Raw genomic sequence first — 20,999 nt, 5'->3', positions numbered from 1 at the left:
GTCAGAGTCGGTACGTCTTATTTTTATTGGTTTGCTGCTTTTTATTCTTGTTATGCCATAGAGATAGCAGAAGCCGTGCCAACTTTTAAAAACCCTTGTAAATCAATGTCTTGAGATTTTTGAAGGATTTTTCCTTCAGGCAAAACCAGACAATTTGTTTCCGTGTTACTCGCTTGTGCCCACGTTTCGCGCTCGGCGGTAACACCATCCCCTCACTGTGCGCTGCGAGCCTTGGCCACGCGCGAACCGGTCGGGCGACCCAGCACCGCACTGATCTGTTGGCCGGCGGCAATCAAGGCGTCTAGGTCGATGCCGGTCTCGATGCCCAGGCCGTTGAGCAGGTACACCACGTCTTCGGTGGCGACGTTACCGCTGGCGCCTTTGGCGTACGGGCAGCCGCCCAGCCCGGCGATCGAGCTGTCGAACACCGCGATGCCTTCCAGCAGGCTGGCGTAGATGTTGGCCATGGCCTGACCGTAGGTGTCGTGGAAGTGGCCGGCGAGTTTTTCTCGGGGCACCTGCTTCGAGACCACTTCGAACAGCCGGCGGGTGGCACCAGCGGTGCCGGTGCCGATGGTGTCACCCAGCGAAACTTCGTAGCAGCCCATCGCATACAGCTCGCGGGCGACCATAGCGACTTGTTCCGGCGCGACCTCGCCTTCATAAGGGCAGCCGAGTACACAGGACACATAACCGCGCACGGTAACGCCGTGCTGTTTCGCCGACTCCATGATCGGCGCGAACCGCGCGAGGCTTTCACTGATCGAGCAATTGATGTTGCGTTGCGAGAACGCTTCGGACGCAGCGGCAAACACCGCGACTTCCTTGACCCCGGCGGCCAGCGCATCCTCAAAACCACGCAGGTTCGGCGCCAGCGCGCCGTAGGTCACGCCGGGCTTGCGCTGGATCTGCGCGAACACGTCGGCGGAACCGGCCATCTGCGGCACCCACTTGGGCGAAACGAAACTGCCGACTTCTATATAGCCGAGGCCGGCGGCGCTCAGCGCGTCGACCAGTTGCACCTTGTCGGCGACGCTGATGGGCTGGGCTTCGTTCTGCAGGCCGTCACGGGGGCCGACTTCGATCAGGCGTACTTGGGAGGGGAGGGACATGGCATTGACCTGCTCTTTGAATTCCTGCGGAGACCTTGTGGGAGCGGGCTTGCTCGCGAACGCGGAGTGTCAGTCGACAAATCTGTTTCTGAAACACCGCTTTCGCGAGCAAGCCCGCTCCCACATTGGGATTTATTTGGATTACTGAACTGATTGCTGACTCTTGAGCGTCTGCTCCAGCGCCTGCACACAGCGTTCTTCGGCGGTGTCGAGTTCCAGCTTCATCTGTTCGATGTCCAGCAGTTGCTGCTCAAGCTGTTCCCGGCGCTCGCTGATTTTCGCCAGCATGCTGTTGAGTTGTTTGGTGTTACCGCTGGAGGGGTCGTAGAGCTCGATCAGTTCGCGGCACTCGGCCAGGGAGAAACCGATGCGCTTGCCCCGCAGGATCAGCTTCAGGCTGACCTTGTCGCGCGGCGAATAGATGCGTTCCTGGCCTCGGCGCTCGGGGCTGAGCAGGCCTTGTTCTTCATAGAAGCGGATCGCCCGGGTGGTGATGTCCAGCTCGCGGGCGAGGTCGGAAATGCTGTAGGTCTGGCTGCTCATGAAAGCGCTCGAAATAAGGTCTTGGCGCTAAGCTAATGGCAGGTTGACGTTTACGTCAAGTGGCGGGCGCCTGCAGCTTGTCGAGCTTCTTCTCGTGCGCTGTCACTTGCTGGCACAACTCGATCATCTGCTCGCGCATCCAGCGGTTGGCCGGGTCCTGATCGGTGCTTTCGTGCCAGTACAAATGGGTTTCCACCGGTGGCACATCGTTGACCGGCAGATTGAATGCATGCAGGTCATGGCGACGGGCGAAACGCTCCGGCACGGTCATCACCATGTCGGTCTGCTGCAACACCTGGGACGCCATCAGATAGTGCTGCGAGCGCAGGGCGATCTTGCGCTGGATGCCCATCTTGCCCAGCGCCAGATCGACATGGCCCAGGCCACTGCGACGGCTGGAAATATGAATGTGGGTCAGCGACAGGTAATCGTCGAGGGTGAATTTTTCCTTGGTCGCCAGCGGATGGCCCTTGCGCATCGCACAGACGTAACGGTCTTCCATCAGCTTGACGTGGCGCACCTGCGGGTCGGTGTTGAGCGGCGCGTCGACCGCGAAGTCGAGACGCCCGGCGGCCAGTTCCTTGGTGGTTTCCCGACGTTTGGACAGGAAGCTTTCGATAATCACCGTCGGCGCCAGGCGACGCAGGCGCTGGAACAGTGGCGGCAGAATCACCGCTTCGGTCAGGTCGGTCATGCTGATGCGGTAGGTCTTGACCGCTTGCGAGGGGTTGAAAATGCGACTTTCCTGAACCGATACCCGCAGCAGCGACAGTGCGTTGCGCACCGGGCCGATGATGTTCTGCGCCATGGGTGTCGGCACCATGCCCTGGGCCGTGCGTACGAAGAGCGGGTCGTTGAAGGTTTCGCGCAACCGCGCCAATGCGTTGGACACCGCAGGCTGGGTAATGCCGACGATCTGCCCGGCGCGGGTCAGGTTGGCTTCGGTGTAGATCGCGTCGAAGACGATGAAAAGGTTGAGGTCGACCTTGCTCAGATTCATTACGCGGCTCTCTTGTTATAGGTGGAGGGTACAGGTCAGGGCTGCCCGGAAAATCAACCAATCATATATCGGTGATGAATGTTTATACACGCCGAGAATAGGCTAGGTAAATTATCAACGCTGTTCTAGCATCGATTGCATGACTTAAACAACCTGCCGAAAAAAAGGTAATTGCTCATGGATTTCGCTTATTCGCCCAAGGTGCAAGAACTGCGTGAGCGCGTGACCGCGTTCATGGACACTTACGTTTACCCGGCCGAAGCCGTGTTCGAACGGCAGGTTGCCGAAGGCGATCGCTGGCAGCCGACGGCGATCATGGAAGAACTCAAAGCCAAGGCAAAGGCTGAAGGGCTGTGGAATTTGTTTCTGCCTGAGTCGGAACTGGGCGCCGGCCTGACCAACCTCGAATACGCGCCATTGGCGGAAATCATGGGCCGTTCGCTGCTCGGTCCCGAGCCGTTCAACTGCTCGGCGCCGGACACCGGCAACATGGAAGTGCTGGTGCGATACGCCAACGAAGAACAGAAACAGCGCTGGCTCGAACCGCTGCTGCGTGGCGAGATCCGCTCTGCGTTCGCCATGACCGAGCCGGACGTCGCGTCCTCCGATGCCACCAATATGGCCGCCCGTGCCGTGCGCGATGGCGACGAGTGGGTGATCAACGGCAAGAAATGGTGGACCTCCGGCGCCTGCGATCCGCGCTGCAAGATCCTGATCTTCATGGGCCTGAGCAACCCCGACGCCCCGCGCCACGCCCAGCACTCGATGATCCTGGTGCCGGTCGACACCCCCGGTGTGAAGATCGTCCGTCCGTTGCCGGTGTTCGGTTACGACGACGCACCTCACGGTCACGCCGAAGTGCTGTTCGACAACGTGCGGGTGCCGTACGAAAACGTCCTGCTCGGTGAAGGACGCGGCTTCGAAATCGCTCAAGGTCGTCTCGGCCCTGGCCGGATTCACCACTGCATGCGTTCGATCGGCATGGCCGAGCGCGCACTGGAACTGATGTGCAAGCGTTCGGTGAGCCGAACTGCGTTCGGCAAACCGCTGGCGCGTTTGGGCGGTAACGTCGACAAGATCGCCGACTCGCGGATGGAAATCGACATGGCGCGCCTGCTGACCCTGAAAGCGGCGTACATGATGGACACCGTGGGTAACAAAGTCGCCAAGAGCGAGATTGCGCAGATCAAGGTCGTGGCACCGAACGTCGCGTTGCGGGTGATCGACCGGGCGATCCAGATTCATGGCGGGGCAGGGGTGTCGAATGATTTCCCGCTGGCTTACATGTACGCTATGCAGCGCACCCTGCGCCTGGCCGACGGCCCGGACGAAGTGCACCGCGCGGCGATCGGCAAGTTCGAGATCGGCAAGTATGTGCCGAAGGAAATGCTGCGTAGCGGTCATTAAGACCGCGGCGCCTCCATCGTCGGATCGCCGCCCGGACCAAGCCCGCTCCCACAGGTTTTTCTAGTGTTCACGACAATGCGTTCACCGAAGATCCCTGTGGGAGCGGGCTTGGTCCGGGCGGCGATCCGACGAAGGCGTCAGTGCCTGCAACGCATCAATATCAGATTCAATAAACCCAAACCTCAACCCGCCGATTCTTGATCCTGCCTTCATCCCCGCTGTTGGTCGCCACCGGCATCAGCGCGCCAAACCCGCGCACTTCGCGCAACACCACGCCGTTTTTCACCAACTCCCGGCGGACCGCCATCGCCCGCAGCTTCGACAGCAAATCCGCCCGTGCCGGGTCGTCCTTGGCATCGCCGAATCCCACCAGTGTTACCGCGCGGTCGATCTTGTCGTGGTGCTTTATATAGTCGAACACCCGGGCCAGATCCTGGCGGGCCTTGTTGTCGAGGCTGGCGCTGCCTTCTTCAAAGCGGAAGTTCACCGTCAGACGCTGGGCGTGGCGGCTGAGGGATTGATAACCCTCGGGCATCAGTGCATTCGGCGTAACGGCAATGGCCTGCACGGTCTGGGCGATAAAACCGTTGGCCGCGACAATCGCCTGACCCCGGCGGCTCTGTGCAAATTCCACCAAGGCCCTGGCCCAGGGATTGTTGTTGTCGGGCGGCAGATAGAAGAACAGCCGCCGCGACAGCGGATAGTCTTCGGTGGCGATCAGGCTGGCGAGTGGCAACATCGCCTGGGATTGCCCGTCGACAATCGCCACGGCCTTGGCCTGGCGCACATACGGCAGGCCGATGAAACCGATGGCCTGCGGATCGGCACTCACGGCGTCGGACAACTGCTCGCTGGATTCAAACCGCTTCGCGGCATTGCTCAGGGATTTCCCACGACGGCTGAGGACAAGTTCCTTGAACGTGTCGTAGGTGCCGGACTGATCATCCCGCGCATATAAATGAATCGTCCCACCCTTGCCGCCGACGTCTTCCCACGTCTTCGCCTCGCCGCTGAAGATTCGCGCCAGTTGTTCGGTGTTCAGTTGATTCAGCGAATTGCCGGGATGAAGAATGATCGCCAGGCCATCGATGGCGATCACTTGCTCGGCGCCGGGGCTTTTCAGATCGCCCCGGGCTTGCAGGTTCAGCAGTTCGCTGTCCTTGATCGGACGCGACGAGGCAGCCAGATCCGCGCTGGCGTTCTTGAGTGCAGTGAAACCGGTGCTCGAACCGTGGGCGGCGATCTCCACCACGACTCTTTGGCCTTGAGCCGTCAGGCCGACGACTCGTTGTTCGTTGGCGGTGTCCGGGGTTTCGCTGTGGACTTTCAACAGTCCCTGATCTTGAAGCAGGCCTTCAACCAGCGCCGGGCCGAGCGCCGCGCCAATGGTGTTGGAACCCTGGATGCGCAATACCGGGCCGTTCTCGGGAATGGGCAACGCCGCAAACCCAACCTGCAGCCAGGCGCTCAGGAGAAAGACGAACAGAACACGCAGGGTCATGCCGGCACCGATTGCAGCCAAGGGGATTGCCGGGGAGATTAAGTCAGTGAGGTTGCTGAAAGATGACAGTGCTCAAACTGTGGGAGCGAACTCCCACAGCGATTTCAGATGATTGCGGTATCAGCTCAATTCCAGCCAGATCGGCGCATGGTCCGAAGGCTTTTCCATCCCGCGCAGTTCATAGTCGACACCGGCCGCCTTCACCCGTGGCAGCAAGCCGTGGGACGCCAGGATCACGTCGATGCGCAGACCTCGCTTCGGCTCGTCTTCAAACCCGCGGCTGCGGTAGTCGAACCAGCTGAACGTGTCAGTCACGTCCGGGTTCAGGTGACGGAAACTGTCGGTCAGGCCCCAGTTTTTCAGGCGGGCCATCCACTCGCGCTCTTCCGGCAGGAAGCTGCATTTGCCGGTTTTCAGCCAGCGTTTCATGTTGTCCGGGCCGATGCCGATGTCGCAGTCTTCCGGAGAAATGTTCACGTCGCCCATCACCACCAGCGGCTGTTCGTTGTTGAACTGGCTTTCCAGCAGCGCTTGCAGATCGCTGTAGAAGCGCTGTTTGGCGGGGAATTTGGTCGGGTGGTCGCGGCTTTCGCCCTGTGGGAAATAGCCGTTCATGATCGTCACCGGAACGCCGTTGGCGTCGGCGAAAGTGCCCCAGATGAAGCGCCGCTGCGCGTCTTCTTCATCGGTGGCGAAGCCTTTGTGCACGGCAATCGGTTCCTGGCGCGAGAGCAGGGCGACACCGTAATGGCCTTTCTGGCCGTGGAAATACACGTGATAACCCAGGGCCCGCACCTCTTCCAGCGGGAACTGGTCGTCGTGGACCTTGGTTTCCTGCAGGCCGATGACGTCCGGCTGATGCTTTTCGATCAGCGCCGCCAGCTGATGCGGACGGGCCCGCAGTCCGTTGATGTTGAAGGAAACGATCTTCATGGTCGGCAGTCCTGGCAAAAGGGCGATGCTAGCTGACATGTAGGATCTGGGCCAGCGTGGCGGTAGTCCATATGCGCTGCTAATGTCTTTCGGGTGTGGGAACGATCCCTTCAGCCCAAGGCTCGTATAACAAGAACGGGGCCTGTTGAGTCCCGTCCAGGGAGAATCACCGTCATGCCTGAAACCCAAACCGCCATCGCCGACATTCATATGCTCGACCGCGGCTATTCCCGGGAAGCGCGATCCCTTCTTTATCAGGCCTACCGCCACGAGCCGACCTTCGCTTACCTGTTCGAAGCCGAGCGTCCGGGTTACGAGCAGCGGGTACGCGCCACGGTGCGGGAGCTGGTCAAACAGCATTTCCTCCAGGATCTGCCGGCCATCGGCCTGTTGGTCAACGACCGCTTGATCGGCATCGCCCTGATCGCGCCACCGCAACGGCGCCTGGGTGTTACCGAAAGTTGGGCCTGGCGTTTGCGCATGGTGCTGAGCACCGGTTTCCGCTGCACGCGCCGTTATCTGGAATACCACGCCGCCGTTGAGGCCTGCGTGCCGACCGACTCGGTGCACATGCTGCCGCTGCTCGGTGTGCACCCGCAATTTCAGGGCAAGCATTTCGGCGAACAGCTGCTGCAAGCGGTGCACAACTGGTGCGCGGTGGACGAAAGCTCCCAAGGCGTGATCCTCGACACCGGCAACCCGCGGTATCTGGAGTTCTACAAGCGTCAGGGTTACGAGGAAATCGGCGAAGTGGCCGTCGGCCCGGTGCGCGAGCACGTGTTTTTCCACGCCAATCCGCAGGTGTTACAAACAGCAACGGGATGACCATCGAACTTTTGGGAGAACTTCCTGTTCTATCACCCTCCCAAGCCCGTGATAGCATCCGCGCCTATGAAGTTTCCAGGAAGATTTACCAGTGGCGTGCTCATGCTGTTAACCAGCTGCGCGGCGCTGGCGCAAAGTGAATTGGATGTGCGGATCAAACCGTCCAACGATGAACTGAAAGCCAATATAGAAGGCTATATCGGCAGCCTCGGCGATCGTGACGAAGAAGCCTTGCAGCGCTTCAGTCGCGGCGCCGAAGAACAGGCGCGCAAGGCCGCCCAGGCCTTGGGTTATTACCAGCCGCAGATCGAAAGTGACGTCAAGGGCGGTGAAAAACCGCGTCTGGTGCTGAACATCGATCCCGGCGAGCCGATCCGCCTGCGCAACGTAACCGTGCGGGTCGACGGCCCGGCGGCCTCCCTCAAATCCTTCCGAGTCCCGAAAAGTGACGTGCTCAAGCCCGGCGCGGTGCTCAACCATGGGCGTTACGAGGACGCCAAGCGTCTGATCCAGAACCAGGCGTCGCGCTACGGCTTTTTCAGCGGCCGCTTCACCAGCCAGAAATTGATGGTCGATCCCCGCGCCGGGGTCGCCGACGTCGAACTGATCTACGAAAGCGGCCCGCGTTATGCGCTGGGCACAGTCAGCTTTGAAGGCGACACACCGTTCGACGAAGACCTGCTGCAACGCATGGTGCCGTTCAAGGCCGGCGAGCCGTATGACTCCGAGCTGATCGCCGAACTCAACCGCGACCTGCAATCGAGTGGCTATTTCGAAGGCGTGCGGGTCGACGCCGCGCCGACCGCCGCGAAAAACGACGTGATCCCGGTGGACGTCAAACTCGACACCCGCAAGCCGCGCACCATGGGCCTGGGCCTTGGTTATTCCACCGACGTCGGCCCGCGAATCAAGGCCAACTGGACCCGCCACTGGGTCAACCCCCAGGGCGACAGTTATGGCTGGGAGGCCGAACTGTCGGCGCCACGGCAAAACGTCGGCCTGTTCTATGACATCCCGCTGGACCCGCCGCTGACCGACAAGCTGCGTTGGGCCGGCGGTTATCAATACGAGGACATCGACGGTTCCGACACCTTGAGCAAGCTGCTGACCTTCGGCCCGGAATGGCACAGCAAACTGCCGAGCGGCTGGCAGCGGGTGATCTCGCTGAAATGGCAGCGCGAGGAATACCAGCTCGGCGACGACTCCGGTCTGAGCACCTTGCTGATGCCCGGCGTCAGCTATTCCTACCTCAAGAGCGACAACCGCATCGACCCGCACAATGGCTATCGCCTGACCTTCGAAAGCAAGGTTGCGAAAGAAGGCCTCGGCTCGGACACCAACCTTTTATATGGCACGGCGCTGATCAAGGGCCTGACCACGGTGTTCGACAAACACCGCCTGCTCGGTCGGGTACAGGTCGGCGGCAGCGCCACCAACGGCTACAAATCGGTGCCGCCGTCGCTGCGCTTCTTCGCCGGTGGCGATCAAAGCGTGCGCGGCTACGACTATCAGAGCCTGTCGCCGGAAAACTCCGAGGGCGACCGCATCGGCGGGCGCTACATGGTGGCCGGCAGCGTCGAGTATCAATATTCGATTGCCGAAAAGTGGCGCGTGGCGACCTTCGTCGATCAGGGCAACTCCTTCAACAAACTCGAACTGCCGAACCTCAAGACCGGGGTCGGTATCGGTGTGCGCTGGGTTTCGCCGGTGGGGCCGATCCGCCTCGACCTGGCCCATGCGCTGGACGACGATGGCGGCATCCGGCTGCACTTTTCCATGGGGCCTGAGCTGTGAAGCGTGGTTTGAAAATATCGGCGCTGGCGTTGTTGTCGCTGGTGCTGCTGATTGTATTGAGCATTACCGCTGTACTCGGAACGCAGGCCGGCAGCCGTTGGGTGCTGGGGCTGGTGCCGGGCCTGAGCGTCGACAACTTCCAGGGTCGCCTCGGCGGGCAGTGGAGCGCCGATCACCTGTTGTGGCAGCAGGACACCAGCCGCGTCGAGCTGAGCAAACCGATCTTCGAATGGTCGCCTCTGTGCCTGACGCGCATGACGTTGTGCATCGAACAGCTCAAGGCCGATACCGTCAGCCTGCAATTCCCGCCGAGCGAAGAAGTCACTGACAGCGGCCCGATCAAGCTTCCTGATCTGCAATTGCCCGTGGCCATCGAGCTGGGCGACGTGCAGGTGGGCAGCCTGCTGTTCAACGGCAGCGAAGAATTGAAAGGCCTGCAACTGGCGGCGCACTGGACCGCCAAGGGCCTGCAGATCGACAGCGTGAAACTGCAACGCGACGAGTTGAGCCTGAACCTGTCCGGCCTGTTGCAACCCACTGGCAACTGGCCGCTGAGCATCACCGGTGATCTGACCTTGCCGTCGCCGGCTCCCGAGCCGTGGACGCTGGCGCTGAAAATCGACGGCGACCTGCTGAAAACCCTCAACCTGCACGCCGACAGCCGTGGTTACCTCAACGGCCAGTTGAGCGGCGAGCTGCAACCACTGGTGGAAAACCTGCCGGCCAAGGTGCGGATCACCTCGGAGGCGTTCAAGCCAAGCGCCGATCTGCCGGACACCCTGCAATTCAATCAACTGGTATTGACCGGCGAAGGCGACCTGAAAAACGGTTACCAATTGCTCGGCAACGCAACGCTGCCTGCCGAGAAAGGCCCGGTGGCGCTGTTGCTCAAAGGCAAGGTCGACGCCAAAGGTGCGCAGATTGCCGGCCTCGACCTGACGGCCAACGACAAGCAAAGCCTCAAGCTCACCGGCAATGTCGACTGGAGCAAAGGCCTCAGCGCCCAGGCCAATATCAACTGGCTGGATTTTCCGTGGCACCGGCTCTATCCGGAGATCGACGAGCCGCAGGTCACGTTGCGTACCTTCACCGGCGAAGTCTCCTACACCGACGGTCAATACATCGGTAACTTCGCCGCCGCCGCAGATGGGCCGGCGGGGGCGTTCACCCTGAGCAGTCCGTTCAGCGGCAATCTCAAGCAGATCTTCCTGCCACAACTGAAACTCGAAGCCGGGCAGGGCAAGGCCGAAGGCCATGTGAACGTGCAGTTCGCCGATGGCATCGCCTGGGACACCGCGCTGGAACTGTCGGCGCTCAACCCGGCGTATTGGGTCGCGGAGCTGCCGGGCACGCTGGCCGGTCCGTTGAAGAGCAAAGGCGAAATGAAAAACGAACGCCTGAGCCTGAATGCCGATCTCGATCTGAAGGGCAAGCTGCGCGGGCAACCGGCGATCCTGCAAGCCAAGGCTGACGGCGCTGGCGAGCAATGGAATCTGAATGCCCTGCAAATCCGCCTTGGCGACAACAGCATCAATGGCAAAGGCAGCCTGCAACAGAAGCTCACCGGGCAGATCGACATCAAACTGGCGCGTCTCGCCCAGCTCTGGCCGCAATTGCGTGGGCAGGTCAACGGTCGGGTCGATGTCGCGGGTACGCTGAAAGCCCCGCAAGGCAAACTCGATCTACAAGGCTCGCAACTGGTGTTCCAGGACAATCGCCTGCAAAGCCTCAACCTCGACGCCACCCTCGACAGCGCGCAACGGGCGAAAATCGACCTCAAGGGCAGCGGCATCCAGGCCGGCGACACATCACTGGGCACCCTGACCGCCAGCGCCCAGGGCGATATCAAAAACCAGAAACTCAACCTCGACCTGCTCGGGCCGAAGCTGAAGCTCGCGCTGGGCCTGGACGGCAATCTGGACAAGGGCAACTGGCGCGGGCGTCTGGCCAGCGGCGACATTCAGGCCGGCGGTCAGGACTGGAAGCTGCAAAACCCGGCCAAGCTCGAGCGTCTGTCCGACGGCAAGATCAACTTCGGCGCCCATTGCTGGATGTCCGGCAATGCCAGCCTGTGCGGCGAAGACCAGCGCCTGATGCCGGAACCGAAGCTGCGTTACCACCTCAAGCAGTTCCCGATCGAAAGCCTGGCGCAGTGGCTGCCGAAGGATTTCGCCTGGCAGGGCAAGCTCAATGCCGACCTGCAACTGGACCTGCCGGCCAGCGGCCCGAACGGCGTGGTCAGCATCGATGCCAGCGGCGGCACCTTGCGCATGAAGGAAAAGGATCAGTGGCTGGACTTCCCGTACCAGACCCTCAAGCTCACCAGCAAACTCACGCCCAAGCGTATCGACACCGACCTCAACTTCGTCGGCGGCAAGCTCGGTGAGTTGATGGTGCAGGCGCAGCTCAATCCGCTGCCGAAGAACAAGCCGCTCAGCGGTACATTCCGCCTCAGCGGGCTGGATCTGTCGGTGGCACGGCCGTTTGTGCCGATGGTCGAGAAACTCACCGGGCGCCTGAACGGCAGCGGCACGATTTCCGGCGGGCTGCTCGCGCCTCTGGTCAACGGCACCGTGCAACTGAGCGACGGCGAAGTGTCCGGGCCGGAATTGCCTATCGAACTGCAAGCGTTGCAACTGCAAGCGGTGATCGCCGGTGAAGCCGTGCAATTGAACGGCGGCTGGAAAAGCGGCAAGAGCGGGCAGGGCAGTCTGAACGGCAACATCGCCTGGGGGCAGGCGCTGGTGGTGGATCTGGCGCTCAAGGGCACGCAATTGCCGGTGACGGTCGAGCCCTACGCCAAACTGGAAGTGGCGCCGGACCTGAAGATTTCCATGGCCGGCGATGAGCTGGCGATTGCCGGCAAGGTGCTGGTACCGAAAGGCGAAATCACCGTGCGCGAACTGCCGCCATCGACGGTGAAAGTCTCCGATGACACGATCATCGTCGGCGCGCAGACCGAAGAGGGCAAACCGCCGCTGGCGATGAAAATGGACATCGACGTGGTGGTCGGCCAGGACAAGTTGAGCTTCGCCGGGTTCGGCCTGACCGCCAATCTGCAAGGTCACGTGCACATCGGCGACAACATGGACACCCGTGGCGAGCTGTGGCTCAACGACGGCAAATACCGCGCCTACGGTCAGCGCCTGACGGTGCGTCGCGCGCGTCTGCTGTTTGCCGGCCCGATCGATCAGCCGTACCTGGACATTGAAGCGATTCGCCAGACCGATGATGTGATCGCCGGTATTCGCCTGAGCGGCAGCGCCGAGCAGCCGACCACGCAGATTTTCTCGGAACCGGCCATGAGCCAGGAACAGGCGCTGTCCTATCTGGTGCTGGGGCGTCCGCTGAGCACCACCGGCGAGGACAACAACATGCTCGCGCAGGCGGCGCTCGGTCTGGGCCTGATGGGCAGTTCGGGGGTCACCAGCGGTCTGGCCAAGGATCTGGGGATTCAAGATTTCCAGCTCGACACTCAGGGCAGCGGCAACACCACCAGCGTGGTGGCCAGTGGCAACATCTCGGAAAAACTCAGCCTGCGCTATGGCGTCGGCGTGTTCGAGCCGGCCAACACCATCGCCTTGCGCTACAAACTGAGCAAAAAGGTCTACCTCGAAGCCGCCAGCGGCGTGGCCAGTTCGCTGGACATCTTCTACAAGCGGGATTTCTAGCCCGCGTTCCCCATCGCCGAATTGCCTGATCGTTCCCACGCAGAGTGTGGGAACGATCAGGCGCGGTCAGTTATCGGCTAATTACAAAGCAACCTAACTATTACGTTGACATTCGCTGCCTAGGCAGTAACATCTCGACATACATTCACTGCCTAGGCAGTTATTAGGTGAGCACATGAAGCATTTCACCCCCGACGAATTCAAGCATTGCCATCTCGGCCTGTTGCTCGGCCGTGCCGCCTTGCTCAAGGACAAGATCATCGACACCCACATGGAACCCCACGGCATCACCGCCGCGCAGTTCAAGGTGTTGATCATCATGGCCCAGTTCGGCGTCGACACCCCGGCCGAGCTGTGCCGGCACCTGTCGCTGGACAGCGGTTCGATGACTCGCATGCTCGACCGTCTGGAACAGAAAGGTTTCCTGGTTCGCCAACGCAGCGAAGGCGATCGCCGTCAGGTGCAACTCAAACTCACCGAGCAGGGCCAGCAACTGGCCGATCGCCTGCCGCACATCGGCGCCGATGCCATGAATGAACTGGCCGGCGCCGTCACTACGGACGAGCTGAAAACCCTGGAATACATCCTCAAGAAAATTTTGCTGGCAGCCGGTGACCCGATCACCATCCAGCGGTTAGGTGAACACAATGAGCGGTAAAACCTTGCGCAGCAGCCTGACACTGGTGCTGTCGGCGATGATCCTCGCCGGTTGCGCCAACTACAGTGGCCTAGATACCCAGGGTGCCAGCCTCGATGCGAAAACCCTGCAGACCGGGCAATCGCTCAACGGCGTGACCCTGTCCCAGGCCGCGTGGCCGAAGAGCGACTGGTGGACCAGCCTCGGCGATCCGCAGCTCGACGGTCTGATCCGCGAAGCGCTGAAAGACAGCCCGGACATGCAGATCGCCGACGCCCGTGCCCATCAGGCCAGCGCCGCTGCGTATGCCGCCGATGCCGAGCGTTATCCGACCCTCGACGCCAGCGCCGGCATCAGCCGTTCGCGTCTGGCCAAGGATCAGGACCCGCGAGGGCAGGGCGATGCGTACGCCACCGTGCGCAACATCAGTGCCGGCTTCAATTACAACTTCGACCTGTGGGGCGGTCAGCGTGATGCCTGGGAAGCCGCACTCGGTCAGGCCCGCGCTGCCGAAGTCGACCGTCAGGCCGCGCAACTGACCCTCGCCGCCGATGTGGCCCGGGCTTACAGCGATCTGGGTCAGGCGCACATCGTTTATGACCTGGCCAACGAAGACCTCAAACGCACCAAACAGATGCTCGACCTGAGCCAGCGTCGTTTGAACTCGGGGATCGACAGCCAGTACCAGTTCCAGCAGACCCAAAGCCTGGAAGCCAGCTCCGAGGCCAGCCTGATCGACGCCGAAAAGCGCCTGAACAGCGCGAAAATCGCTCTGGCCGTGTTGCTCGGCAAAGGCCCGGATCGCGGCAACGAAATCGCTCGGCCGAAAGTCCTGCAAGCCAGCGCCGTGGCACTGCCATCGGTGCTTCCGGCCGAACTGCTGGGCCGTCGCCCGGATCTGGTCGCCGCGCGCTGGCGTGTCGAGGCGGCGAGCAAGGACATCGACTCGGCCAAGACCCGCTTCTATCCGAACTTGAACCTGTCGGCCTCCGCCGGTGCCGAATCCTTGTTGGGGGACGCGATGTTCGGTTCCGCCAGTCGCTTCTTCAACATTGCCCCGACGATTTCGGTGCCGATCTTCGATGGCGGACGCCTGCGCGCCAACCTCGATGCCCGCGACGCCGATTACGACCTCGCCGTGGCGCAGTACAACAAAAGCCTGGTGAAAGCCCTGGGCGATGTCAGCGACACCATCAACCAGCTGCGTGACATCGGCCGACAGATCGGCGCACAGCAGCACGCGACCGAGATTGCCCGGGACTCTTACAACACCGTCGTCCAGCGATACGGTTCCGGCATCGGCAACTACCTGGACGTGCTCAGCATCGAGCAGCAATTGCTGCAGGCCCAGCGTCAGCTGGCCAACCTGAATGCCGAGCAGATCGACCTGTCGATTCAACTGATGCAAGCGCTGGGCGGCGGCTTCCAGGGGCAAACCCTGACCGCAGCCAACGCCACCCCAGCCACGCCGCACAACTAATTCAAGGTATTTGTCATGGCCACTGCCGAAAACACACAAGCTCAAGACAACGCCCAGGACACTGGCAATCCGCGCAAACGCAAGGTGATGCTGCTGGTGCTGGCCGTTGTGGTTGCCCTCGCCGGTGCCGGTGTCTGGGCGTATCACGAATTCATCGGGCGCTGGAGCGAAAGCACCGACGACGCCTACGTCAACGGCAACGTGGTGGAAATCACCCCGTTGGTGACCGGCACCGTGGTCAGCATCGGTGCTGACGATGGCGATCTGGTGCATGAAGGCCAGGTGCTGATCAACTTCGACCCGAACGACGCCGAAGTCGGCCTGCAAAGTGCCAAGGCCAATCTGGCCCGCACCGTGCGTCAGGTGCGCGGCCTGTACAGCAACGTCGACGGCATGAAGGCCCAGGTCAATGCGCAACAGGCCGAAGTGCAGAAAGCCCAGGACAACTTCAACCGGCGGAAAAATCTCGCGGCCGGCGGGGCGATTTCCCAGGAAGAACTGTCCCACGCCCGCGATGACCTGACCTCGGCACAGAACGCCCTGGCCAACGCCAAACAGCAACTGAAAACCACCAGCGCGCTGGTCGATGACACCGTGGTCTCGTCGCATCCCGACGTGATGGCTGCCGCCGCGCAGCTGCGTCAGGCCTACCTGACCAACGCTCGCAGCACCTTGATTGCGCCGGTCACCGGTTATGTCGCCAAACGCACCGTGCAACTCGGCCAGCGTGTGCAGCCGGGCACCGCGCTGATGGCGGTGATCCCGCTGGATCAGTTGTGGATCGACGCCAACTTCAAGGAAACCCAACTGCGTGACATGCGCATCGGCCAACCGGTGGAGATCGAGTCGGACATCTATGGCAGCGACGTGAAGTTCAGCGGCACCATCGACAGCCTCGGCGCGGGCACCGGCAGCGCGTTTGCCCTGTTGCCGGCACAGAACGCCACCGGTAACTGGATCAAGATCGTGCAACGTGTGCCGGTACGGATTCACGTCAACGCCGAAGAGCTGGCCAAGCACCCGCTGCGCGTCGGTCTGTCGACCAATGTCGAGGTCAACCTGCACGACCAGAGCGGCCCGGTTCTGGCCCAGCAACCGCCGCAACAGGCCTCGTTCAGCACCAACGTCTACGACCGCCAACTGGCCGAAGCCGACGCGATGATCACCCAGTTGATCCACGACAACAGCGCGGCGGTCAGCAAGACTGCGCAACGCTGATCCACCACTGACCCTGTGGGAGCAAGCCCGCTCCCACAAAGGTGACTGCGTCTGTAACAAGCGCGGCACCCGCCGAGTTCCAAAGGATTCGCGATGAGCAATAACGCCTCTTTTACGCCGCCCAGCCTGTTGCTCAGCACCATCGGCCTGTCGCTGGCGACCTTCATGCAGGTGCTCGACACCACCATCGCCAACGTGGCGCTGCCGACCATTTCCGGCAACCTCGGCGTAAGTTCGGAGCAGGGCACCTGGGTCATCACTTCGTTTGCCGTGAGCAACGCCATCGCACTGCCGCTCACCGGCTGGCTGAGCCGTCGCTTTGGCGAGGTGAAGCTGTTTCTGTGGGCGACCATCCTGTTTGTGCTGGCTTCGTTCCTCTGCGGTATTTCCACATCGATGCCGGAACTGATCGGCTTCCGAGTGCTGCAAGGTCTGGTGGCCGGGCCGTTGTACCCGATGACCCAGACGCTGCTGATCGCGGTCTATCCGCCGGCGAGGCGGGGCATGGCCCTGGCGTTGCTGGCGATGGTCACGGTGGTGGCGCCGATTGCCGGGCCGATCCTCGGCGGCTGGATCACCGACAGTTACAGCTGGCCGTGGATCTTCTTCATCAACGTGCCGATCGGGATCTTCGCGGTGATGGTGGTGCGCCAGCAGCTGGCCAAACGCCCGGTGGTCACCAGCCATCAACCGATGGATTACGTCGGGCTGATCACGCTGATCATCGGCGTGGGGGCGTTGCAGGTGATCCTCGACAAGGGCAACGACCTGGACTGGTTCGAGTCGAACTTCATCATCATTGGCGCGGCGATTTCGGTGATCGCGCTGGCGGTGTTCGTGATCTGGGAAATGACCGACCAGCATCCGGTGGTCAACCTGCGGCTGTTTGCCTATCGCAACTTCCGCATCGGCACGCTGGTGCTGGTGCTGGGTTACGCCGGGTTCTTCGGCATCAACCTGATCCTGCCGCAGTGGTTGCAGACCCAGATGGGCTACACCGCGACCTGGGCCGGGCTGGCGGTGGCACCGATCGGCATTCTGCCGGTGCTGTTGTCACCGTTTGTCGGCAAGTACGCGCACAAGTTCGACCTGCGTCTGCTGGCCGGTCTGGCGTTCCTGGCGATCGGCCTGAGCTGCTTCATGCGCGCCGAGTTCACCAACGAAGTGGACTTCCAGCACATCGCGCTGGTGCAACTGTTCATGGGGATTGGCGTGGCGCTGTTCTTTATGCCGACCCTGAGCATTCTGATGTCGGACTTGCCGCCGAGCCAGATTGCCGATGGCGCTGGTCTGGCGACGTTCCTGCGGACATTGGGCGGCAGTTTTGCGGCGTCGTTGACGACGTGGATCTGGATTCGCCGGGCGGATCAGCATCATGCCTATATGAGCGAGAGCATCAGCACCTATGAACCGGCGACCCGTGAGGCGTTGAATCAGTTGGGTGGGGCGAGCAATCCGGCGTATGCGCAGCTTGATCACGTGCTGACGAGTCAGGCGTATATGCTTTCGACCGTGGATTACTTCACGCTATTGGGGTGGGGGTTCATGGGGTTGATTCTGATTGTGTGGCTAGCTAAGCCGCCGTTTGCTGCGAAGGCAGGGCCGGCGGCCAGCGGTCACTAACTTAGCCAGATCGTTCCCACGCAGGGCGTGGGAACGATCATGCAGTTGGGGCGGGTAGTGCTGGCGGCGGCGCGAAATCGAACGGCGCCAACGCAAACCCGTTCTCATCCACCTGCAGCGCCCAGCCCTGACGATCCCAATCCCCCAGCACGATCCGCTTGGCCGCCTGATCGCCGAGCTGCAACTTGTGGATGGCCGGGCGATGGGTGTGCCCGTGAACCAGGGTTTTCACCCCGTATTCCTGCATGATCCGCGGAATTTCCTCCGGCGTGACATCAACGATGTCATTGGCCTTCATCCGCGTCTGCGCCCGGCTTTCACTGCGCAACTTGCGCGCGAGCTTGTGCCGGGTGCGCAAGGGCAGGTTGCGCAGGATGAACAGGCTGAGCGGGTTGCGCAGGTAGCGGCGCAGTTTCATATAGGCTTCGTCGCGGGTGCACAGGCTGTCGCCGTGCATCAGCAACACCGGTTCGCCGTAAAACTGCACGACACTCGGGTCCTTCAACAGCGTGCAGCCGGCCTGTTTGCAGAAGGCCTTGCCGAGCATGAAGTCGCGATTGCCGTGCATCAGAAAAATGGCCGTGCCGCTGTCGCTGAGTTCACGCAGGGCCTGGCAGATGGAACGCTGGAAGGGGGTCATGGCGTCGTCGCCAATCCACGCTTCGAAAAAGTCGCCCAGAATGTACAACGCACTCGCCGAGCGGGCGCGTCCGGCGAGCAAATCCAGAAACGCCCGGGTAATGTCCGGGCGCTCCTCTTCCAGATGCAAGTCTGAAATCAGCAATATCACGCTTCGATGATCTCGGCTTTCTCGATGATCACGTCGTCTGCTGGTACGTCCTGGTGGCCTGCCTTGGACGTGGTGGAAACGCCTTCGATCTTGTCGACAACGTCGGTGCCCGCAACCACTTTACCGAATACGGCATAACCCCAGCCCTGAGCGGTCTTGGAGGTGTGGTTGAGGAAGCTGTTGTCGGTGGCGTTGATGAAGAACTGAGCCGAGGCCGAATGCGGATCCATGGTGCGAGCCATGGCCAGGGTGTATTTCTCGTTCTTCAGGCCGTTGTCGGCTTCGTTCTGGATGCTCGGGCTCTTGTCTTTCTTTTCTTTCATGCCTGGCTCGAAACCGCCGCCCTGGATCATGAAACCTTTGATGACGCGGTGGAACACGACGTTCTCGTAGTGACCCTTTTTCACGTATTCGATGAAGTTGGCCACGGTGATCGGGGCTTTTTCAGCGTTCAGTTCGATGACGATGTCACCGAAGTTGGTGGTCAGTTTTACTTGAGTCATGATCGCTACTCTTTATAAGAAATTCGTGGGCATTGGAGCATTTCGCCCCGTTACCGGTTCAGCCCGTGAGGGCCAAGGTGCGCAGTTTAGCGTGACAGGCGCGAATTTCGAGGCTGTTTTTCCAAATCCCTGCGATTAAATGCACTCCTTTACAGGGCCTGCTCTGTCAGCCCCTTGACAGCATCGGCTATGATAGCGGCTTTGTTTTGTCTGGCCCCCTCTGCGGCCGCGCACATGTAAGTCAAGGATCCTATGAGCAAGCCCACTGTCGACCCTACCTCGAATGCCAAGTCCGGCCCTGCCGTGCCGGTCAATTTCCTGCGGCCGATCATCCAGGCGGACCTGGACTCGGGCAAGCACACGCAGATCGTCACCCGTTTCCCGCCTGAGCCCAACGGCTACCTGCACATCGGCCACGCCAAGTCGATCTGTGTGAACTTCGGCCTGGCCCAGGAGTTCGGCGGCGTCACTCACCTGCGTTTCGACGACACCAACCCGGCCAAGGAAGACCAGGAATACATCGACGCGATCGAAAGCGACGTCAAATGGCTGGGCTTCGAATGGTCCGGCGAAGTTCGCTACGCCTCGCAATACTTCGACCAGTTGCACGACTGGGCGGTCGAGCTGATCAAGGCCGGCAAGGCCTACGTCGACGACCTGACGCCCGAGCAAGCCAAGGAATACCGCGGCAGCCTGACCGAGCCGGGCAAGAACAGCCCGTTCCGCGACCGTTCGGTGGAAGAGAACCTGGACTGGTTCGCCCGCATGCGCGCCGGTGAGTTCCCGGACGGTGCCCGCGTGCTGCGTGCCAAGATCGACATGGCCTCGCCGAACATGAACCTGCGCGACCCGATCATGTACCGCATCCGCCACGCCCATCACCATCAGACCGGTGACAAGTGGTGCATCTACCCGAACTACGACTTCACCCACGGTCAGTCGGATGCCATCGAAGGCATCACCCACTCGATCTGCACCCTGGAGTTCGAAAGCCATCGTCCGCTGTACGAGTGGTTCCTCGACGCACTGCCAGTGCCGGCGCACCCGCGTCAGTACGAGTTCAGCCGTCTGAACCTCAACTACACCATCACCAGCAAGCGCAAGCTCAAGCAACTGGTTGACGAAAAACACGTCAACGGCTGGGACGATCCGCGCATGTCGACGCTGTCGGGCTTCCGCCGTCGTGGCTACACCCCGGCGTCGATCCGCAACTTCTGCGAGATGATCGGCACCAACCGTTCCGACGGCGTGGTCGACTTCGGCATGCTCGAGTTCAGCATCCGGCAGGACCTGGACGCCAACGCTCCGCGCGCCATGTGCGTGCTGCGTCCGTTGAAAGTCGTGATCACCAACTACCCGGAAGATCAGGTCGACAACCTCGAGCTGCCGCGTCATCCGCAGAAAGAAGAACTCGGCGTACGCAAGCTGCCGTTCGCCCGTGAAATCTACATCGACCGCGATGACTTCATGGAAGAGCCGCCAAAAGGCTACAAGCGCCTGGAGCCGAATGGCGAAGTGCGTCTGCGCGGCAGCTACGTGATCCGTGCCGACGAAGCGATCAAGGACGCCGACGGCAACATCGTCGAGCTGCGTTGCTCCTACGATCCGGACACCCTGGGCAAGAACCCTGAAGGCCGCAAGGTCAAGGGCGTGATCCACTGGGTGCCGGCCGCCGCCAGCATCGAGTGCGAAGTGCGTCTGTACGATCGCCTGTTCCGTTCTCCGAACCCGGAGAAGGCCGAAGACAGCGCGAGTTTCCTGGACAACATCAACCCTGACTCACTGCAAGTGCTGACCGGTTGTCGTGCTGAACCCTCGCTGGGCAACGCACAGCCGGAAGACCGTTTCCAGTTCGAGCGCGAAGGTTACTTCGTCGCGGATATCAAGGACTCGAAACCAGGTCAGCCGGTATTCAACCGTACCGTGACCCTGCGTGATTCGTGGGGCCAGTGATCAAGTCTT

General features: G+C 61.3%; 16 protein-coding genes. 9 read left to right on the top strand and 7 right to left on the bottom strand.

What is annotated here, in order from left to right:
* Positions 1-212 precede the first annotated feature (212 nt).
* From KJY40_RS18885 to KJY40_RS18875, 3 genes are all read right to left on the bottom strand, one after another.
* On the bottom strand, positions 213-1,112 hold the full coding sequence (locus KJY40_RS18885) for a hydroxymethylglutaryl-CoA lyase (RefSeq protein WP_007951509.1): 900 nt from the start codon (positions 1,110-1,112) through the stop codon (positions 213-215).
* A gap of 141 nt (positions 1,113-1,253) precedes the next feature.
* Complete coding sequence (locus KJY40_RS18880) at positions 1,254-1,655, bottom strand: MerR family transcriptional regulator (RefSeq protein ID WP_085690041.1); 402 nt, start codon at positions 1,653-1,655, stop codon at positions 1,254-1,256.
* A 55-nt stretch (positions 1,656-1,710) separates the two neighbouring features.
* The gene (locus tag KJY40_RS18875) at positions 1,711-2,655 is read right to left on the bottom strand and encodes a LysR family transcriptional regulator (protein ID WP_011334997.1); all 945 of its coding nucleotides are present in this window, start codon (positions 2,653-2,655) and stop codon (positions 1,711-1,713) included.
* 177 nt (positions 2,656-2,832) lie between these two features.
* On the opposite strand from KJY40_RS18875, the gene KJY40_RS18870 reads away from it, so the two are divergent.
* Positions 2,833-4,062: an acyl-CoA dehydrogenase gene (locus KJY40_RS18870; RefSeq protein ID WP_003223710.1), complete on the top strand. Its 1,230-nt coding sequence runs from the start codon at positions 2,833-2,835 to the stop codon at positions 4,060-4,062.
* A gap of 166 nt (positions 4,063-4,228) precedes the next feature.
* On the opposite strand, the gene KJY40_RS18865 is transcribed toward KJY40_RS18870, so the two are convergent.
* Both KJY40_RS18865 and xthA read right to left on the bottom strand, forming a co-directional pair.
* Positions 4,229-5,563 carry a substrate-binding domain-containing protein gene (locus KJY40_RS18865; protein WP_230731728.1) on the bottom strand — a complete coding sequence of 445 codons (1,335 nt, stop codon included), beginning with the start codon at positions 5,561-5,563 and terminating at the stop codon, positions 4,229-4,231.
* A gap of 120 nt (positions 5,564-5,683) precedes the next feature.
* Positions 5,684-6,496 (bottom strand): exodeoxyribonuclease III, encoded by an 813-nt coding sequence (gene xthA / locus KJY40_RS18860; protein ID WP_096822294.1) that lies wholly within the window; start codon positions 6,494-6,496, stop codon positions 5,684-5,686.
* A 174-nt stretch (positions 6,497-6,670) separates the two neighbouring features.
* On the opposite strand from xthA, the gene KJY40_RS18855 reads away from it, so the two are divergent.
* From KJY40_RS18855 to KJY40_RS18825, 7 genes are all read left to right on the top strand, one after another.
* Positions 6,671-7,321: a GNAT family N-acetyltransferase gene (locus tag KJY40_RS18855; protein WP_007951503.1), complete on the top strand. Its 651-nt coding sequence runs from the start codon at positions 6,671-6,673 to the stop codon at positions 7,319-7,321.
* A gap of 66 nt (positions 7,322-7,387) precedes the next feature.
* A complete protein-coding gene (locus KJY40_RS18850; protein WP_230731726.1) occupies positions 7,388-9,115 on the top strand; it encodes an autotransporter assembly complex protein TamA in 1,728 nt (575 codons plus the stop codon).
* Positions 9,112-12,786 carry a translocation/assembly module TamB domain-containing protein gene (locus KJY40_RS18845; RefSeq protein WP_230731724.1) on the top strand — a complete coding sequence of 1,225 codons (3,675 nt, stop codon included), beginning with the start codon at positions 9,112-9,114 and terminating at the stop codon, positions 12,784-12,786. The genes KJY40_RS18850 and KJY40_RS18845 overlap by 4 nt, the downstream gene beginning before the upstream one ends.
* A gap of 175 nt (positions 12,787-12,961) precedes the next feature.
* Positions 12,962-13,444, top strand: coding sequence for a MarR family winged helix-turn-helix transcriptional regulator (locus tag KJY40_RS18840; protein ID WP_230731722.1), 483 nt, complete (start codon positions 12,962-12,964; stop codon positions 13,442-13,444).
* The gene (locus KJY40_RS18835) at positions 13,434-14,903 is read left to right on the top strand and encodes an efflux transporter outer membrane subunit (protein ID WP_230731720.1); all 1,470 of its coding nucleotides are present in this window, start codon (positions 13,434-13,436) and stop codon (positions 14,901-14,903) included. Before KJY40_RS18840 ends, KJY40_RS18835 begins: the two co-directional genes overlap by 11 nt.
* 15 nt (positions 14,904-14,918) lie before the next feature.
* Entirely contained in the window at positions 14,919-16,121 is a 1,203-nt protein-coding gene (locus tag KJY40_RS18830) for an HlyD family secretion protein (RefSeq protein WP_169430970.1), read from the top strand.
* 93 nt (positions 16,122-16,214) lie between these two features.
* Positions 16,215-17,744 carry a DHA2 family efflux MFS transporter permease subunit gene (locus KJY40_RS18825; RefSeq protein ID WP_085690026.1) on the top strand — a complete coding sequence of 510 codons (1,530 nt, stop codon included), beginning with the start codon at positions 16,215-16,217 and terminating at the stop codon, positions 17,742-17,744.
* A 37-nt stretch (positions 17,745-17,781) separates the two neighbouring features.
* Here the strand turns inward: KJY40_RS18825 and lpxH are convergent, their stop codons facing one another.
* Both lpxH and KJY40_RS18815 read right to left on the bottom strand, forming a co-directional pair.
* Positions 17,782-18,534 (bottom strand): UDP-2,3-diacylglucosamine diphosphatase, encoded by a 753-nt coding sequence (lpxH, locus tag KJY40_RS18820; RefSeq protein WP_230731718.1) that lies wholly within the window; start codon positions 18,532-18,534, stop codon positions 17,782-17,784.
* Complete coding sequence (locus KJY40_RS18815) at positions 18,531-19,037, bottom strand: peptidylprolyl isomerase (RefSeq protein WP_007951494.1); 507 nt, start codon at positions 19,035-19,037, stop codon at positions 18,531-18,533. Before KJY40_RS18815 ends, lpxH begins: the two co-directional genes overlap by 4 nt.
* 252 nt (positions 19,038-19,289) lie before the next feature.
* On the opposite strand from KJY40_RS18815, the gene KJY40_RS18810 reads away from it, so the two are divergent.
* Positions 19,290-20,990 carry a glutamine--tRNA ligase/YqeY domain fusion protein gene (locus KJY40_RS18810; protein WP_230731716.1) on the top strand — a complete coding sequence of 567 codons (1,701 nt, stop codon included), beginning with the start codon at positions 19,290-19,292 and terminating at the stop codon, positions 20,988-20,990.
* The last annotated feature ends 9 nt before the right edge of the window (positions 20,991-20,999 follow it).

The organism is Pseudomonas fitomaticsae (assembly GCF_021018765.1).
GTDB classification, from domain to species: Bacteria; Pseudomonadota; Gammaproteobacteria; order Pseudomonadales; family Pseudomonadaceae; genus Aquipseudomonas; species Aquipseudomonas fitomaticsae.
This window is presented reverse-complemented; position numbering and strand designations above follow the sequence as displayed.

Excerpts from the sequence above, each read along its gene's own strand:
- KJY40_RS18825 (WP_085690026.1), top strand. The coding sequence starts at position 16,215 with ATGAGCAATAACGCCTCTTTTACGCCGCCCAGCCTGTTGCTCAGCACC.
- KJY40_RS18870 (WP_003223710.1), top strand. The coding sequence starts at position 2,833 with ATGGATTTCGCTTATTCGCCCAAGGTGCAAGAACTGCGTGAGCGCGTG.
- KJY40_RS18810 (WP_230731716.1), top strand. The coding sequence starts at position 19,290 with ATGAGCAAGCCCACTGTCGACCCTACCTCGAATGCCAAGTCCGGCCCT.
- KJY40_RS18875 (WP_011334997.1), bottom strand. The coding sequence starts at position 2,655 with ATGAATCTGAGCAAGGTCGACCTCAACCTTTTCATCGTCTTCGACGCG.
- KJY40_RS18885 (WP_007951509.1), bottom strand. The coding sequence starts at position 1,112 with ATGTCCCTCCCCTCCCAAGTACGCCTGATCGAAGTCGGCCCCCGTGAC.
- KJY40_RS18830 (WP_169430970.1), top strand. The coding sequence starts at position 14,919 with ATGGCCACTGCCGAAAACACACAAGCTCAAGACAACGCCCAGGACACT.
- KJY40_RS18865 (WP_230731728.1), bottom strand. The coding sequence starts at position 5,563 with ATGACCCTGCGTGTTCTGTTCGTCTTTCTCCTGAGCGCCTGGCTGCAG.
- KJY40_RS18850 (WP_230731726.1), top strand. The coding sequence starts at position 7,388 with ATGAAGTTTCCAGGAAGATTTACCAGTGGCGTGCTCATGCTGTTAACC.
- KJY40_RS18835 (WP_230731720.1), top strand. The coding sequence starts at position 13,434 with ATGAGCGGTAAAACCTTGCGCAGCAGCCTGACACTGGTGCTGTCGGCG.
- KJY40_RS18880 (WP_085690041.1), bottom strand. The coding sequence starts at position 1,655 with ATGAGCAGCCAGACCTACAGCATTTCCGACCTCGCCCGCGAGCTGGAC.
- KJY40_RS18855 (WP_007951503.1), top strand. The coding sequence starts at position 6,671 with ATGCCTGAAACCCAAACCGCCATCGCCGACATTCATATGCTCGACCGC.
- xthA (WP_096822294.1), bottom strand. The coding sequence starts at position 6,496 with ATGAAGATCGTTTCCTTCAACATCAACGGACTGCGGGCCCGTCCGCAT.
- KJY40_RS18815 (WP_007951494.1), bottom strand. The coding sequence starts at position 19,037 with ATGACTCAAGTAAAACTGACCACCAACTTCGGTGACATCGTCATCGAA.
- KJY40_RS18840 (WP_230731722.1), top strand. The coding sequence starts at position 12,962 with ATGAAGCATTTCACCCCCGACGAATTCAAGCATTGCCATCTCGGCCTG.